This is a genomic window from Flavobacterium branchiarum (assembly GCF_030409845.1).
Classification (GTDB): Bacteria; Bacteroidota; Bacteroidia; order Flavobacteriales; family Flavobacteriaceae; genus Flavobacterium; species Flavobacterium branchiarum.
In genome coordinates this window covers 1,450,718-1,467,459 of sequence record NZ_JAUFQQ010000003.1, presented here as the reverse complement: position 1 = coordinate 1,467,459, position 16,742 = coordinate 1,450,718, and the positions used below count along the sequence as shown (strand labels likewise).

At 32.8% G+C, this 16,742-nt stretch carries 13 protein-coding genes, 1 tRNA gene and 1 pseudogene; 5 read left to right on the top strand and 10 right to left on the bottom strand.

The features are described 5' to 3' along the window. Nucleotides 1–789: 789 nt before the first annotated feature. The 9 genes from QWY99_RS07180 to QWY99_RS07140 form a co-directional block, all read right to left on the bottom strand. Nucleotides 790–1,884, bottom strand: a complete 1,095-nt coding sequence (locus QWY99_RS07180) for a DUF695 domain-containing protein (protein WP_290263165.1) — start codon at nucleotides 1,882–1,884, stop codon at nucleotides 790–792. Nucleotides 1,885–2,000: 116 nt separating this feature from the next. Continuing rightward, nucleotides 2,001–3,224, bottom strand: coding sequence for a sterol desaturase family protein (locus QWY99_RS07175; RefSeq protein WP_290263162.1), 1,224 nt, complete (start codon nucleotides 3,222–3,224; stop codon nucleotides 2,001–2,003). Nucleotides 3,225–3,411: 187 nt separating this feature from the next. Then, nucleotides 3,412–4,698, bottom strand: a complete 1,287-nt coding sequence (locus QWY99_RS07170; RefSeq protein ID WP_290263159.1) for a Glu/Leu/Phe/Val family dehydrogenase — start codon at nucleotides 4,696–4,698, stop codon at nucleotides 3,412–3,414. Between the two features lie 769 nt (nucleotides 4,699–5,467). Next, nucleotides 5,468–6,931 carry an AAA family ATPase gene (locus QWY99_RS07165; protein ID WP_290263157.1) on the bottom strand — a complete coding sequence of 488 codons (1,464 nt, stop codon included), beginning with the start codon at nucleotides 6,929–6,931 and terminating at the stop codon, nucleotides 5,468–5,470. 384 nt (nucleotides 6,932–7,315) lie between these two features. Beyond that, nucleotides 7,316–8,434 carry a vWA domain-containing protein gene (locus QWY99_RS07160; RefSeq protein WP_290263155.1) on the bottom strand — a complete coding sequence of 373 codons (1,119 nt, stop codon included), beginning with the start codon at nucleotides 8,432–8,434 and terminating at the stop codon, nucleotides 7,316–7,318. A 100-nt stretch (nucleotides 8,435–8,534) separates the two neighbouring features. Next, complete coding sequence (locus tag QWY99_RS07155; RefSeq protein WP_290263153.1) at nucleotides 8,535–8,915, bottom strand: YchJ family protein; 381 nt, start codon at nucleotides 8,913–8,915, stop codon at nucleotides 8,535–8,537. Between the two features lie 17 nt (nucleotides 8,916–8,932). Next, on the bottom strand, nucleotides 8,933–9,154 hold the full coding sequence (locus QWY99_RS07150; protein WP_129538940.1) for a hypothetical protein: 222 nt from the start codon (nucleotides 9,152–9,154) through the stop codon (nucleotides 8,933–8,935). 11 nt (nucleotides 9,155–9,165) lie between these two features. Beyond that, entirely contained in the window at nucleotides 9,166–9,318 is a 153-nt protein-coding gene (locus tag QWY99_RS07145) for a hypothetical protein (RefSeq protein ID WP_290263150.1), read from the bottom strand. Continuing rightward, nucleotides 9,318–9,863 (bottom strand): hypothetical protein, encoded by a 546-nt coding sequence (locus QWY99_RS07140; RefSeq protein WP_290263148.1) that lies wholly within the window; start codon nucleotides 9,861–9,863, stop codon nucleotides 9,318–9,320. Before QWY99_RS07140 ends, QWY99_RS07145 begins: the two co-directional genes overlap by 1 nt. A gap of 88 nt (nucleotides 9,864–9,951) precedes the next feature. Between QWY99_RS07140 and QWY99_RS07135 the strand changes: the two genes are divergently transcribed. The 5 genes and pseudogenes from QWY99_RS07135 (at nucleotide 9,952) to QWY99_RS07120 (ending at nucleotide 13,555) form a co-directional block, all read left to right on the top strand. Next, nucleotides 9,952–10,203 carry a hypothetical protein gene (locus QWY99_RS07135; protein ID WP_039115206.1) on the top strand — a complete coding sequence of 84 codons (252 nt, stop codon included), beginning with the start codon at nucleotides 9,952–9,954 and terminating at the stop codon, nucleotides 10,201–10,203. Between the two features lie 211 nt (nucleotides 10,204–10,414). Next, complete coding sequence (locus tag QWY99_RS07130) at nucleotides 10,415–10,855, top strand: KTSC domain-containing protein (protein ID WP_290263142.1); 441 nt, start codon at nucleotides 10,415–10,417, stop codon at nucleotides 10,853–10,855. A 251-nt stretch (nucleotides 10,856–11,106) separates the two neighbouring features. After that, the gene (locus QWY99_RS07125; protein ID WP_290263140.1) at nucleotides 11,107–11,868 is read left to right on the top strand and encodes a DUF4369 domain-containing protein; all 762 of its coding nucleotides are present in this window, start codon (nucleotides 11,107–11,109) and stop codon (nucleotides 11,866–11,868) included. Between the two features lie 18 nt (nucleotides 11,869–11,886). Further along, a pseudogene (locus tag QWY99_RS22255) lies at nucleotides 11,887–12,273 on the top strand (peroxiredoxin family protein); the annotation flags it as partial. Nucleotides 12,274–13,474: 1,201 nt separating this feature from the next. Next, a tRNA-Tyr gene (locus QWY99_RS07120) sits at nucleotides 13,475–13,555 on the top strand. 320 nt (nucleotides 13,556–13,875) lie between these two features. Here the strand turns inward: QWY99_RS07120 and QWY99_RS07115 are convergent. Further along, nucleotides 13,876–16,191 (bottom strand): TonB-dependent siderophore receptor, encoded by a 2,316-nt coding sequence (locus tag QWY99_RS07115; protein WP_290263138.1) that lies wholly within the window; start codon nucleotides 16,189–16,191, stop codon nucleotides 13,876–13,878. Between the last annotated feature and the right edge of the window lie 551 nt (nucleotides 16,192–16,742).

The following is a 16,742-nucleotide window of genomic DNA, read 5'->3' as shown; positions in this document are numbered from 1 at the left end:
TTTGAACCTCTGAACCTCTTTTGAGTAATCAGTTTCAGTATTGTCATCCTGAGCGGAGTCGAAGGACAGTTTCGGTGCTCAGTTTTCCCTTTGAACCTTTGTAACTCTGAATCTTTGAGCCTTCTTTTTTTGAAGCTATTTCTCGCTAAGACGCTGAATCGCAAAGTTTGTTCGCTTATATACTTTGAATCTCTGTCTCTTCGAGACTCTGCCCCTCTGAACCTTTGAACATTCATTTATTGAGACTTTTTCTCGCTAAGACGCTGAATCGCAAAGTTTGTTCGCCAACATACCTCTGAATCTTTGTTCCTCTGAACCTTTGAACCTCTGAGCCTTTGTTCCTCTGAACCTCTGAGCCTTTGTTCCTCTGAACCTCTGAGCCTTTGAACCTCTGAGCCTTCATTCATTGAAGCTATTTCTCGCTAAGACGCAGAATCGCAAAGTTTGTTCGCCAACATACCTCTGAATCTTTGTTCCTCTGAATCTTTGTTCCTCTGAATCTTTGTTCCTCTGAATCTTTGTTCCTCTGAACCTTTGAAACTCTGAACCTTTGAACCTTTGAAACTCTGAACCTTTGAACCTTTGAAACTCTGAACCTTTGAACCTTTGAAACTCTGAACCTTTGAACCTTTGAGCCTTCTTTTTTTGAAGCTATTTCTCGCTAAGACGCAGAATCGCAAAGTTTGTTCGCTAACATACCTTTGAACCTTTGTGACTTTGAGCCTTTGTAACTCTGTCCCTCTGAACCTTTGTAGCTCTGAACCTTTACCTCCTCATAAATCCAAAGTATTAATTCATAAATCTACTAAATGATTGCCAGTATTTGTCTTTATAAATTTCATATTCTATATCAACCTGACTGGCAAATTTGTTTTTAATTTCTTCAAGAACAAGGGAAGGTTTTCTAAAATCTTTACAAGCAAAATAAACCTCTCTTAAACTATCAGCTGTTTCACGTCCTAGATTTAAATACCCATCAGAATCTTTTAATTCTACCATTAAAAAATCATCTTCAATTTCATTTAATAACTGAAACATATCGTTATCAGGAAAACCATTATTATGCTTCCCATCATACGGTATTCTTATAGCTACTATCCAAGGATGCGATGGTTTTGCGTCCCATTTAAACAATGTCGAATTAATAACTGCCATTAATGGCATACCATTATTTAGGGTGGCTTCAAGACTAGAATATCCGTCATTTTCGGTATCATGTCTCACTCCTTCGTATTTTTCAACAAATTCTTTTTGTCTCCAAATCAGGAAATCCTTTAGTTTTTCAATAGGAACCAATTCTTTATTTGCCTCAGTTGAACCAACTACATTAATTCTGTCAATGTTTTCAGTAAAATGAAGCTCTCCAAGGTAATTATCCAAAAAGATAAATGTTCCATTGGTTATAATTGCTTTATTCGCTTCTGTACAATCCAAATGAACAATTGTAACATCTATTTTATCTGGAAATGCACTATCTTCATTAGAATAAAAAAATAAATTTTCTTTATTAAATTTATGATCATTCATACTGATACCAAGATTATTAATATCCATAGCTGGCTTTAGCGCAGTAAATTTCCAATTAGGAAGTTGAGGAGCTGCATTTACCAAATCTTCTACAAAAACAATATTTTTAATATTGCCATCGGCAGTAAGAACCAACTCGGCGGTATCATCATTTAACATCCCTGTCAAAAAGAAATAGCCTTCTTTTAGCTCTCCCAATTTGGGCGATAATTTATCAAAGAAAACATTTTCAATATTTTTTCCATTGCTAACAGCATTAAAAAAAACTTTTTCGTTTGTTACAAACCAATTCCAAAAATCGGCATACGATTTTATAGCCACTTCTTTTTTACCAAAAATACTATTGATTAATCCCATTATCTATATCCTTATTTTTCCTGTAAATTATGCTTACAGTTTATTATGTATTCTTTTACTTTCAAATATAGCAAAAGAATCAGTTATGGTAAAATCAAATTAATAAATAAAGCCTATTACTCGGTACTTTCAAGTTGAAGCACTGCATTTTGATACTTCTCTCCCAAAGAAAAAACTTGCTCCATTAAAAATAGGAAAATGGCAGGAACAAGAAAGAATTCGACTTCATCAAAAACATATAAAAAATAAGTTGTACCAATCAAAACACGGAAATATTCGAGGTAATAAATCCATTTTCGTTGTTCTAATAGAGCACCGCAATTAATAAGCGTAATTAGGATAAAAGACAATACAAATATTTTATCGGATGCATCCAAAGAATCAAAATAATAAGTAAAAATAGTCAACAAAAAAGTACTTGCTCCAAGTTGCAAATAGAGGTAATTCTTAAATTTAAGTCTATGGTTTGGGATGTTTTTATCTTGTAGAAATCGTTTTTCAAGTATCGGACGAATATCTTGGTCCATATTGGCAGGACTTCCAAATACAGCATTCCAACAGGCTTTAAAACCGTGGGAACGTTTCCATAATTCATAGATTTCAAAATAATAATGAAAATGTTGCCAAAGAAAACTATAGCTTTTTAAAGGATGTGTTAATCCATATTTTGGTTGCTCTTCCTCTTCTTGGAAAGTTCCAAAGATACGATCCCAAAACGTAAACATATCTCCGTAATTTTTATCTAAATATTTTTCATCAGAAGCATGATGAACCCCATGAACAGAAGGAGTAACAAAAACATATTCTAACCATTTTATTCGCTTTATAACTTGGGTATGCGTAAAAAAAGAATAAGCACCATGAACAATAAGCATAGTAATAACCATCTTAGGATGAAAACCTATAAAGGGCAAAATACACCAAAAACCAGTACGAATAATTGCTTGAAAAGTTGTTATTCTTGCAGCAGCAGTAAAATTAAACTCATTACTGTGATGATGTACAATATGCGCAGCCCAGAAAAAATTTATTTCATGTCCCAATCTGTGATACCAATACCAAACAAAATCTGTAGCGAGAATCAATCCAATCCAGACAAGAAGATTACTTGGTATATCAAAAAGCCTGTAATTATTATAGATATAGTAATATAATTGATAAAAACTGGCGGCGATAAATAGATTAATCAATCGCTCCGCAATACCAATACTTATGTTTGAAACAGAACTTTCATAATTGAATAATTCAGGTCTGTTGCTTCGCTGTGCCATTCTAAACTCAATGTAAACAAAAAGAAAAAAAGCAGGCATAGCAAAGGCCAAAAAATTAATATGTTCCATTTTTTAAATAATATATATACTTAGAATAACAAAAAACAAATAAAAAAGACATCTCCATTGACTATATACTAATGCGACTAACCAACGCAGTATTTCAAAAAAAAAAAAAACACCAAAAAAAATACTGTATATAGCCAATGAAAATTATCTTAAACTTGTTTAAAGCCCGTTTAAACGTAAATTATTTTTAATTCTGTTTGAATTTTTTCTCAATCAACTTAATCTCTTTTACCTGCTGAACATCGGCTACTTTACGCAACGCAATAATATAAGCTGCAATGCGTGGCGTTACTTTGTACTTTACAGAAGTAGTAAAAACTGTTTCGAAACTTTTTTCTAATATGTCTTCCAGTCGTTTATTAATTTGATTAATTTTCCAAGATTCCAAGAGACAATTCTGGAGCCATTCAAAATAAGAAACAGTAACACCTCCTGCATTTGCCAAAATATCGGGAACTACCAAAACATTGTTTTCGTGCAAGATTGTATCAGCATCTGAAGAAACAGGTCCATTTGCTCCTTCCACAATAATTTTCGCACGAATAGATCCAGCATTTACAGCAGTAATTACATCCTCTTTGGCAGCCGGAATAAGAACATCAACATCAAGCAGCAATAGCTCTTCATGTTTTATAGCAATAGCATTTGGGTAACCGTTAACGCTTTTGTTATTTAGATTATAATACAATATAAGCTCTGGAATGTTTAATCCTTCTGGATTGTAAAATGCTTCTGAAATATCACTTACAGCAACAATTTTCACACCTTTTTCAAATAAAAACAAAGCAGAATGAAGTCCAACATTGCCAAATCCTTGAATAGCTGCTGTGGATCTTGCTGGTCGCAATTTTAATTTTTGAAGTGCCAGAATGCTTATGATACTTACTCCTCTTCCTGTTGCTTCTACCCGACCCAAAGATCCTCCTGAATGCAAATGTTTTCCTGTTACTACCGAATGAATTGTTTTACCGTGAATAAGAGAAAACTCATCCATTAACCAGCCCATTTCATCTGGGCCCGTCCCCATGTCAGGAGCTGGAACATCTTTATCGGGACCAAAAATATCAGATAAGGTATTGGTATACTCACGTGTAATTTTTTCTAATTCTGTTTTAGAATGTAACCTCGGATCACAAATAATCCCTCCTTTGGCTCCTCCAAAAGGAATTCCGGTTACTGCCGATTTCCATGTCATCCAAGCTGCAAGTGCTTTTACTTCATCGAGATTTACAGCTGTATCATAGCGAATACCTCCTTTTGACGGACCTAATGCCGTATTGTGAATGACACGATATCCTTCAAAATTTTGTTCCTTACCATTATCAAGTGTAATAGAAAAATTCACTACGATTTGTTTCTCTGGTCTTTGTAATTTTTGCCTAACCGATTCGTCTAATTTTAGAATATCAGCAGCTATATTAAAACGATCAATCATCGATTGAAAAGGGTTCTGTTTAGCAATATTTGAACTCATACTTTTTGGGGTATTAAATTATATTTTTATTAAATAAACTCGTTAGGTATAATTATTTTAACATATAGAGACATAGTTTAACAAACTCTAAAAAAGACGTTTCACTTAAAATAAATCACATTAGCTATGCGAAAAAATATATTTTTCTTAAATCATCTTTAATTATTAAATTCTATTCCGATAAACTATTATAACTATGTCTCTATGTGTTAAATGCCATTTTACGACCCTAGCGAAGCAAAATAACGAAGTAGATAGTACCCAACGGGTTAAATAAACATTTTTATTGAAATAAGAATGGCATAAAAAAACCCTTTCGAAATTGTTACGAAAGAGCTTAAATGTTTTTATATGAACAACAGCAAATTCTGCAACAGGGGGGAATTTTCATGTGGCAGCTTTGCATCATAATGTTAGTATTTATAGAATATAATCTCATTTATATATTTTTAGCAACCGTTTAAATTCTTCTTTTTTAATATCTAATCTAAGTATGTAAAATTGGCCGTAAGACTAGAACCAATTCGTACTAAGCTAGTTCATACAACAAATCATACATATAGCACATTATTGCATCGCAGTTATAAGGAATTGTATTTTGACTTTCGTTTTTCATTTCTTTTACAAATCTATAAATATATTTCCAATATTCTATAGAAATAGTAGAGTTATTTATAAAATAAAAACAAACGACTTACAATCAACTGATTAAAACTTAGTTAAAATCAAAAAAGAGCAACAATTGTTACTCTTTTTGATTCTTAATCATTTACAACTTACTGATAAAACTTCCGTAAATATCCTTGAATTCATATCCTTCAGAAAAACGATCCTTACTTAGTTTTTTAAATTCTACCAATCCCCATAATATAAATTCCTTCATAAAATAGCGATCTTCTACTGGCAGTTCAGGTTGGTATTTTTTAAGTAATTCATCCAATGGAGCAATTCCATCAAGAATTTCATTGTATTCCTCATCTGTACAATCATCTAATAACTCAAAACCGCTTTCGGCAAAGAACCATTCGACTGTATCAGAAAAAGGTGTTTTTTCGCTTGGCTTTTCAAGTTTTTCAATCTTCGGAAAATATAATGGGAAGAACGTTTTTATTGCATCGCCAATTAAATGTTGCGCAACAATAGCAGCTCCCTCCTGCTCCCCTTCGTACACCAACTCTACCTTTCCTGTAATCGCAGGAATGATTCCCATAAAGTCAGACAAACGAAGTGTAGTCTTATCTACTCCTGCTCGCAATGCACGACGCTCTGCAGTACTTAATAAGTTTTCAAAAGCAGTAATACTCATTCTGGCACTTACTCCACTTTTATTATCAACAAACTCACTCTCGCGAGCTTCAAAACTTATTTGCTCTAATAAATCCTTTGCTAAACTCGGAATATAAACTGTCTTTTCTTGTTCTTCATCCAACTTAGCTTCTTGCTCTGTAATAGTTCTTGCAATTGCAACTGTTTCGGGATAATGCGTTAATATCTGTGATCCTATTCTATCCTTTAATGGCGTTACAATACTACCACGATTGGTATAATCTTCAGGGTTTGCAGTAAATACAAATTGCATATCAAGTGGCATTCTTAATTTAAATCCTCTTATCTGAATATCTCCTTCTTGTAAAATATTAAACAAAGCCACTTGAATTCTTGCTTGCAAATCAGGCAATTCATTAATTACAAAAATGCAACGATTGGCACGCGGAATCATTCCGAAATGTATTACTCTATCATCTGCATAAGACAATTTTAAATTTGCTGCTTTTATCGGATCGACATCACCTATCAAATCGGCAACGGTGACATCTGGTGTAGCCAGTTTTTCAAAAAAACGATCACTCCTGTGCAACCAACTTATTGGAGTTGCATCTCCTTTATCGGCAATTATATCTTTTGCAAAACGCGATATCGGATTTAGCGGATCATCATTAATCTCTGAACCGGCTATAAATGGAATATATTCATCTAATAATTCTACCATTTTACGAGCCAATCTCGTTTTGGCTTGACCACGAAGTCCTAATAAATTAATATTATGACGTGATAAAATAGCACGTTCTAATTCAGGAATAACAGTATTCTCAAAACCATGAACACCTTCAAAAACAGGCTTACCAGATTTTATCTTCTCACGGAGATTATTTCTTAATTCGTCTTTGATACTTGTACTAACGTATCCTGATTTTTTTAATTCGCCTAATGTTTTTATATTTTCTACTTTCATGTTTAACTTTTAAAATTGAAGAGATTGAAACTTTAAAATATCAATCTTTACTATTATTTTATACTACTTATTGTAACGTGGTTTAGTTTCTTATTTTGTTTGAAAAGATTCCAAAAGATTTTATATTTAACCTCAGAAAATGCTTCGACTCCGCTCAGCATGACAATGAAAATAACAACTTTGAATTTCATAAAACTATTAGTCTGTGTTTATCTGCGCTCAGCATGACAATTTATAAAAACCTCAGAACCTTAGAACCTTTGCAACTCAGAACCTTTATGCTTTAATAAACTATCAATTTGTACCTCGACTCCGCTCAGTTTGACAATTTATAAAAACCTCAAAACCTTAGAGCCTTTGCAACTCTGAACCTTTAAAAAAAAACTATTTAATTCTTTTCTTCCTATTTGCTTCATAATCTTCAAAAATCATTTCTCCAAGACCTTTTAATCCTGTGTAAAATGCCTTTCCTTGATTGGCTTCGGTAAAATGATTTACAAAGCGTTGTAAATATGGATCGTTTGCAATCATAAATGTTGTGATTGGAATATGCAATTTTCTGGCTTGTTGCGCCTGATTGTAACATTTATCAACAATATATTCATCTAGACCATTACTGTTCATATAGTAAGAACCATCACGTTCGCGAACGCAACTTGGTTTACCATCTGTAATCATGAATATTTGTTTGTTGGTATTTCGCTTTCTACGCAATAAATCCATTGCGAGTTGTAAACCAGCCACAGTATTGGTATGATAAGGCCCCACTTTTAAATAAGGCAAATCCTTAATAGCAATTGTCCAAGCATCGTTTCCAAAAACTAAGATATCGAGTGTATCTTTAGGATAACGAGTAGTAATTAATTCTGCCAAAGCCATGGCGACTTTTTTGGCAGGAGTAATACGGTCTTCACCATACAAAATCATACTATGGCTAATATCAATCATAAGCACCGTACTCATTTGCGATTTGTATTGCGTTTCTTCTACAACCAAATCATTTTCGGTAAGCATAAAGCTACCTACTCCATTATTAATCTGAGCATTACGCAAACTTTCAGTAAGCGAAATTCGCTCTAATCCATCACCAAAATGAAATTCACGGAATTCTCCCGTATGTTCATCTCCATTTCCAGCATATTTAGTTTTATGATTTCCGTTTCCAGACCGCTTTAAATTCCCGAATATCTGATCTAAAGCCTGTTGTCTGATAGCACGTTCTGTCTTAGCAGTAATTCCAATTCCAGATGAACCATCTTCTTTTAAATCGTCTTTTATATAACCTTTCTTTTTAAGATCTTCTATAAAATCGTCGATAGTATAATTGGCATCTGTAAGCTTGTATTCTTTATCCAATTCGCGAAGCCAATCTATAGCCTCATCAAAATCACCTGAAGTATGAGTGATTAACTCCTTGAAAATACCAAAAAGCTTTTCAAACGGTGACTGATTTGGTGCCTCATACGTTTTAAAATAAAACCCTTTTTTATGTTCCTCTTTCATAATTCTAAAATTACATCATTTTAGATTCAAGCTAAACAAACAGATACTAATTTTTAGTTAAAAGATATAATTCAAAATAACCAAAAAGTCAAAGTGAAAATCATTCAAACTTTCCATCAACATAATACCAAGCTCCATTTTCTTGTTTGAAAGTAGAAAATTCGTAATGTATTTGAGGCTGTTTGTTTTCATCTAAAAAATAGGCTTTAAATTCAACTGTAGTCTCCGTAAAGTTTATAATCTCTAATCGTTGCCACTCATTGGTAGTAGCCCATTTTAGAATATCTTCTATAGAATAATATTTTCTTTCTGAAGAATGTGTTGTAGCCAATAAATAATCGGCGTCTTTAATAACGTAAGCCGAAAATCGAGAACGCATTAAAGCCAAAGCTGTTGGTGCTTTTTGATTAATCTTGAGATACAAACCACAACAATCATCAAAAGATAAACCTGTATCGCAAAAACATTTGGAATTTCCCATGAAAGTAAAATCTAGTATTATTCGGCAGTATTAATCTTTTGATGCAATTGATTTAGCAAAACCTGATATTTACTAATCTCGATTAAATCTTCGTCTTCTTCTGAAAAGTCAAGTAATTCATCCAAAATATCACTTACTTCTACCAATTTATTATTAGCAGATTTATTTTGCTTAGCAGCAATTAAATCAATTATTTCCTGAACACTTTCTTTTAGACCGTTGAATTTATCGTTTTCCATATATTTATATTCTATTTTTCTGATGAAGACTTGTCCTCATTAAATTTCCTTACAATTTCTTTTAGTTTCTCCTTACGCGCAATTACAGCCTGTTTTGCTTTATCTTGTGCTTTATGCAACTTATCGTTGTGTTTCTTGATATTCCTTTCGTTATTTCTTCCCATTACTCTATCTCTTTTTTAATTTCTTCCAATGTTTTATTGGTAAAAATAAGTTCATTAATAATTGATTCTCTTAGAACAGCAATATCATCGTAATCAAAATATTTTGCCCACGAAGTTAGTTGCTGTAAATTTCTAATTTGTTTTATCCTTTTTGTCGTATCAAAACTTGTTCTCAATATGGCTTTATTGTCGTACTCAGGATTATTTTTATGCTGATAATTGACGTTGTTTCTCACAAAATCTGCTTCGATATAATACAACTTATCAATAGCATTATCAGGAAAAAAAGAGCTCCACGATGCAAAACCTAATTTAAATTTAGAATCTGTTTCTGGTTCCAAAGCTATTAATCTCCATTTACTATTGGCTAATCTTCCCCAATGATTTGAAAACCGATACATCCCTAAATCCGAATAATAATAGGTACTCCCAGCCTTACTTTCAAATTGAATTTTCAAACCTTGAACTTCTGTCATCATCACTTCCTGAAAAACACAAAATGTATTCTTGAACGAATTTGGATTGGGTCTAAAGTTTTTTTGCATGTGCAAATATACTGAGATTGTCACGAACTCCCTAAACGAAACAATATATTGATTAACTTTGCACCATCAATTTTTAAATAAAAATATCATGACAAAGGCTTCTCAAGAAAAAATGTTACAAAAAGGAGTATATACAGGAATAATGGAGAAGGATGAAAATAACAATTATTTTTGTGGCGAATATCTTTTAGATTACAAGATAGCACATGCTAATCACGTAGTTGGAGATTGGATTACTATAAAATCAATTATCGAAAACCCAAGCGACATCAGTTATAACAAATATCCAAAAAAGTCAAAAAACTTTGACAAAGCAAATAATAAACCAGAGCAAAAATAATTCGATTATTTACTAAGTTTTCAATTTCGGCAGACACTTTTCATAAACAAATAGTTTTTAATACTTAAAAATCAGTATTTTACATATTTTATGAATATTTTTTTCTACGAAAGTAAAAAGTTAAAAAAAAGTGTACCTTTGCAAAAAATTTGTCTTTTTTGAATTAAACAAATATTAATTTAAACCTAATAGACAAGTAGTTATCTTATTTATGAAAAAAATAGTTGAATACCGCAAGTTACTTAATGTAGACAAAACTGCAGAATTAAAAGATTTAAAAACAATCTATCGTAATGCTATGAAAGAATGTCATCCTGACAAATTTCAAGGTAACGACGCTGGTTTGAAAGAAGCAGAAGAAAAAAGTAAATTAGTTATTGAAGCATACCACTTTTTGGTAAGTATCAATCCTGAGACAATTAAACTAAACTTGCCAGAATACACAGAAACAATCGCTACTTCATCTATTGCAGATTACAAGTTTGTAGAAGGAAGATTAATAATTGATTTCTCAAATGGTAGCGTATATGAGTACATCAGTGTACCAAAAGCTACTTACGTAAAAATGGTAAATGCAGATTCTCCTGGAAGATTTGCAAAAAGACATATTCTTAACTCTTTTACTTGGAGAAAGAAAACAAATCAAGACTAGTTTTCTAGTTGTTTTAGAAAAGCATCCCCTCTGGCGGATGCTTTTTTTTTGCTACAAAAACACATAAAATATTGTTATATATTTTAAAATTAACATAAAAGTATAACTCCTACCTAATAAAACACCCCAAAACAAGCTGACTACAAAGCTTTTAACCCTCTTAAAACTATAACAAAATTTTAGGTTACAAAATTATTTAAGTCATATAATTTTAAATACTTTTGTTCCTCAAATCAATTAACTAATTAATAATGAAAAAAATATTTTTTTTACTTACTGCTTCTATTGCAATAATTTCTTGCAACAAAGTTAAAGACGGAGAATACCTAATTACAGGTACTGCAAAAGGGATCGAAAATGGTAAAACTATCATCCTACAAACTCAAGATCCAACTACTGGAGCTGCAATCTCATTAGACACTGTAAAAGTTGAAAATGGAAAATTCGAAATTAAAGGTAAAGTAACTGAGCCTGCATTTCACATATTACAAATACAAGACATTCAAGGACCAGTTCCTTTTATTCTTGAAACTGGAGAAATTACAATTGCTGTAGATAAAGATAGTATCCATAAATCTAAAATTTCTGGTACATACAACAATGATGAGTATGTAAAATTCAACGACGAACTTATGAAAGTTCAAAAGAAATTAGTTGATTTCCAGAAAAAAAACACAGCTACTATGAATACTGCTCAACAAGCTCAAGATACTGCAGTAATCAATGGTTTAATGAAAGATTTCATGAAAATACAAGCTGATGTACAAACTGAAACTAAAACTAAGTACACTACTTACGCAGAATCTCACCCAAAATCTTTTATTAGTGCATTAATCATCAAAGGGATGTTAAACGATCCTTCAACTGATTTGAAAAAAGTAGAAACTATCTACGCTAGTTTAGATGAGTCTGTAAAAAGCACTAAACCAGGTAAAGAAATAAAAGAAAAAATCGGTCAAATGAAAATGCCTGCTGTTGGTGCTACTGCTCCTCCAGTTGGTAGCGCTAACTGAAGATCAGATTTTTCTGCTCCTAATCCAGAAGGAAAAACGGTATCTCTTAAAGAAAGTTTAGGGAAAGTTACCATTGTAGATTTTTGGGCTTCATGGTGTGGACCATGTAGAAAGGAAAATCCAAATGTTGTAGCTATTTACAAAGAGTTACATTCAAAAGGTCTTAACATCATTGGTGTTTCTTTAGATAAAGAAGCGAAGGCTTGGAAAGAAGCAATTGCAAAAGATAATTTAACTTGGACGCAAGTTTCAAACTTAAAGTTTTGGGATGAGCCAATTGCAGCTCAATACGGTGTTCAATCAATTCCAGCAACATTTATACTAGATGCATCTGGAAAAGTAGTAGCACAAGACTTAAGAGGTGACGAACTAAGAGCAAAAATTATTGAGCTTCTAGCTAAATAATACCAATACTCAGAATAAAACAAAAAATCTCCCTAGTGGAGATTTTTTTGTTTGATACAACATCGCACAAATTTCTAATTTAAATACCTAAAACGAGCTAATAATCTGCAATAGAGGCGCAAAGATTCAAAGGTTCGGAGGCTCAGAGTTACAAAGAAACAAACTAGGAAAGACACAAACGTATGTAAGCTAAAAGACTTTGCGATTTTGCGTCTTTGCGAGAAATAGTTTCAAAAAATGAAGGTTCAGAGGTTCAGAGGTTCAGAGTTACAAAGGGACAAAGGTGAAAAACTGAACACTCAATATAGGCTCAAAGCAACAAAGACTCAAAGGTAAAAAAATATGTAAACGAAAGAACTTTGCGATTCTGCGTCTTTGCGAGAAATAGTTTCAAAAAAAAGGCTCAAAGGTTCAGAGTTACAAAGATTCAAAGGCTCAAAGAGAGAGAACTTTGCGATTCTGCGTCTTTGCGAGAAATAGCTCAATAAATAAAGGCTCAAAGGTTAAAAAATATGTAAACGAAAGAACTTTGCGTCTTTGCGAGAGATAGTTTCAAAAAAAAAGAAGGCTCAGAGGTTCAGAGTTACAAAGGAACAAAGGTGAAAAACTGAATACTTAATAGAGACTCAAAGCAACAAAGACTCAAAGGTTAAAAGATATGTAAACGAAAGAACTTTGCGATTCTGCATCTTTGCGAGAAATAGTTTCAAAAAAAAAGGCTCAAAGGTTCAGAGTTACAAAGATTCAAAGGCTCAAAGAGAGAGAACTTTGCGATTCTGCGTCTTTGCGAGAAATAGCTCAATAAATAAAGGCTGAAAGGTTCAGAGTTACAAAGGTTCAGAGGCTAAAAGGGGAAAACTGAACACTGAGACTAAACACTCAATATCCCCAATCTTGTCTTCCTGACGAAGGAAGGAACTCATAAAGTAACTCCTTAATAGAAATTCAAAGTTACAAAGGCTCAAGGTATACAAGCGAATACTGAAAACTGAATATCGAAACTTAAAACAAAATCATCCTATTCCACCTACATTTAAAATATAAAACACCTAGTGGTCTCATTTTATTTTATTCAATACCAATGATTTAAAAAACAACATAAAATAAACTTAAAATTAAGTATGTTTTTTGTTTGCAGAATTAAAAAGTGTCCCTATATTTGCACCCGTCTAGCAGAACAACGCAAGATAAAACGAGCTTTGGGGAGATACTCAAGCGGCCAACGAGGGCAGACTGTAAATCTGCTGTGAGAACTTCGCAGGTTCGAATCCTGCTCTCCCCACAAAAAAGTCCTGAATTACTTCAGGACTTTTTTTATACCCGAAAATCAGTGAAAATCTGGATCCCTTTTTATGAATCAAGACGAAAACGGATCAACACTAAAACCTGTGGGGAGACAAAAATGGATCAGGTTCAAAAGTTGTGTTTATGCAAAAATGTTATTTAATCTAAAGAGGAAGAATTTAATATCTCTGACTCCTCTAAATAGAGATCTAAAGCTTTTATGTTGGTTAATCTATACAAGAAGAATTTAATATCTCTTACTCCTCTAAATAGAAATCTAAAGCTTTAAAATCTTAAAATAGCAATGTAAAGTTTTGATTAAAATTTATATTTTAAACTTGTCATAACTTGGCGTGGAGCAATTGGATTTACACTGTAATTTTCATGTACTACATAATTTAACTCGTTTGTGATATTTGATAACTTACATAAGATGGATACTTTATTCCAATTATAACCCACAGAAGCATCAAATATCATGTATCCTACTAAGGGAATATTTCGATCTCGAACCGTTACAATATATGTCTTTGGAGTAGTTGAAGGTGTTTTTTCAGTCCATAAATAATCATCATTCCAGCCTCCAGTACGGTCTCCTATATAGTTTCCAATGGCTCCAAAAGTGATTCCTTTAAGTACGCCACCAGGAAATGTATAGAAAAAGCTTAAATTGGCAGTATGTTTTGGCGTTCTTGTCAGGGCATTGCCAGCAACAAGACTTCCATTAGTTCCTGAAGATTTCGATACTTTGGTTTCGTTAAAGCTATATCCACCATTGATGTTTAAACCTACAATTGGTCTAGAAGTAATATCGATCTCCAATCCTTTACCTTTTGTAGATCCTACCAATTCTTTTTTGGAGGAATCTACGTTTTGTGTAACACCATCTGCTAAATATTGTGCAGTTTGGGCGAAATTATTATTCGATATTTGATATACCGTTACGTTTGTGCTCAAAATTCCATTCCAGAAATCTTTTTTGAGACCTGCTTCATATTGGTCAATTATAGAAGGATCTAACGTTTTTAAATCCACTGTTGTTCCGGTATTAGGAGTAAATGAATTCGAATAACTTGCAAAAAGAGACAAATTCCTGTCGGGTTGAATTACCAAACCTACTTTAGGTGAGAAAGCACTATTTATGGTTTTAGCGCCAGCTACTGACACAGCATTTTCATAATTGGTTGTGATGGTATTTACATTATTGATTTTTTCAATAACTTCTTTAGCTGTGGTAATTCCGCTATCCTGCCAAGACCAGCGCAGTCCAGCAAAAACTTTGATATAGGAAGTAACCGAAATTAAATCTTGTGCATATACCCCAAATCTTTGTGTATCAGTTGTGGCCAACTGGGTTATTCTGCTGAAGGGAGCCTCAAGACTTTGTGCTCTGTAGTCGAAATTGAACAAATTTATTACAGTCCCATCTGTTGTAATTGGAGTTGTTACATCTCGATCGGCATAAAATCCAAAAGTATAATTTGGAGCAATTGAATTTTCGAAATCAACACCGGTAAATATTTGGTGTTTGATTCTTCCTGTATTAAAAACACCTTGTAGACTTAATTGATTACCAAATATTCTTTCAGCTGCTTCAGCTTGTGTTAATCCACGTTTAAAGTCACCATTAGCCGCTATTATATTTAATTGAGCTGACGATTTTTGTGTTCTTTCGTAATTTTGGAATGAACTATTAAAACATAATTTCCAATCTTTAGTGAAATTATGGTTAAACAATATAGAAGCACTAGATGATTTTGTGTTTCCTGTTGCCCAAAGAGTACCTAAATAGCTATTACGCGGAAGATCTACAATAGTCTTACCAATAATTCCTGTACCAAAGTCTGGAGTCAAATCAGCACTTAAATAATCTCCTTGTACTATTATGTGCGTCTTTTCAGAGATATTAAATAAAAACGAAGGATTAATGTATATACGATCACTTTTTACATAATCTCTAAAACTTTTTGAATTTTCATAAGAACCAGTAAAGCGGTAAGCAATTGAACTGTTTATTGGTCCATAAAAATCTACAGATGGTTTGTAAAAATCATAGCTTCCCGCCTGCATAGAGATCTCTCCACCTTTAATAAATTTTGGCGTTTTCGTTACCAGATTCAAAATACCGCCAGGGGCTACATTTCCAAATAATAATGCAGAACCTCCTTTTAAAAATTCTACTTTTTCTAAAGAAGAAACGTCGGGTATAGACCCTGAATTATAACGAAAACCGTTCTTAAACATATTATTTGCAGACATATCATAACCTCTAGACCATAATGATTCCTGCACTCCACCTCGGGCTGAACCTACATAAACGCCATTAGTATTTTTTATAACTTCGCTCAGGCGAATGGCTTGCTGTTGCTCTATCATCTGGGCATCAATAACTTGAACGCTTTGCGGAACATCCATTGGTTTTAATCCAGAACGTAAGACAGTTACCGGTTTTGGATGTTTGTTGACTGTTAGGACAACTTCTTTAAGAATCTCTTCTTTTTTATTTTTTATGGTATCAGACTCAGTAAATAAGGCTACTACTTTTTTTTGTTTTTCAGTTGTGCTAGCAATTTCTTGTGCAAAAGACGGAAGGTAAAATAATAAAAGTAAAGAAGAAAGTAAAATAGTTCTCATGTAAATTTAATTGGGTTTAATAAAAATAACTAGGCAAATACAAACATCATTTGCCCCTAAACTTTATGAGCAGATAACTGTTAAAGTTTTTAGGATAAAAGCAAACTATTTTCCGCTGGATTCTATTCCAGATTACCTAATGAATGTAGTATCTAGAATACTAATATTTTACGCTTAACAAACAAAATTTAAGACTAACTGTAGTACAGTTAAAAATAATTATCAAATAGGTAAAGCATAAAAGAGAATTGCCCTGCGAAGCGATATTATTTAAAGATAGGGGGACCGCGAAGTGCAAAGAGATAACCTTTAAAATAATCAGAATAGCTTATTGCAAAAAAGAAAATCAACGGAGCTGAATTACTTCTTCTATAAAACTGAAACGACTCAAAAGTAAAAGTTGGAACAGGACTGAATTTAAAATTGCAGACTGCACATTCTTCGATCTCCTTTAGAATTTTAAAATCAACCTTACCCGAATTAACAAATTCTTTCTTTGTAGAATTTGGCTTATGATGAGAGATATGTTCATAAGAATACACCACTGCAAA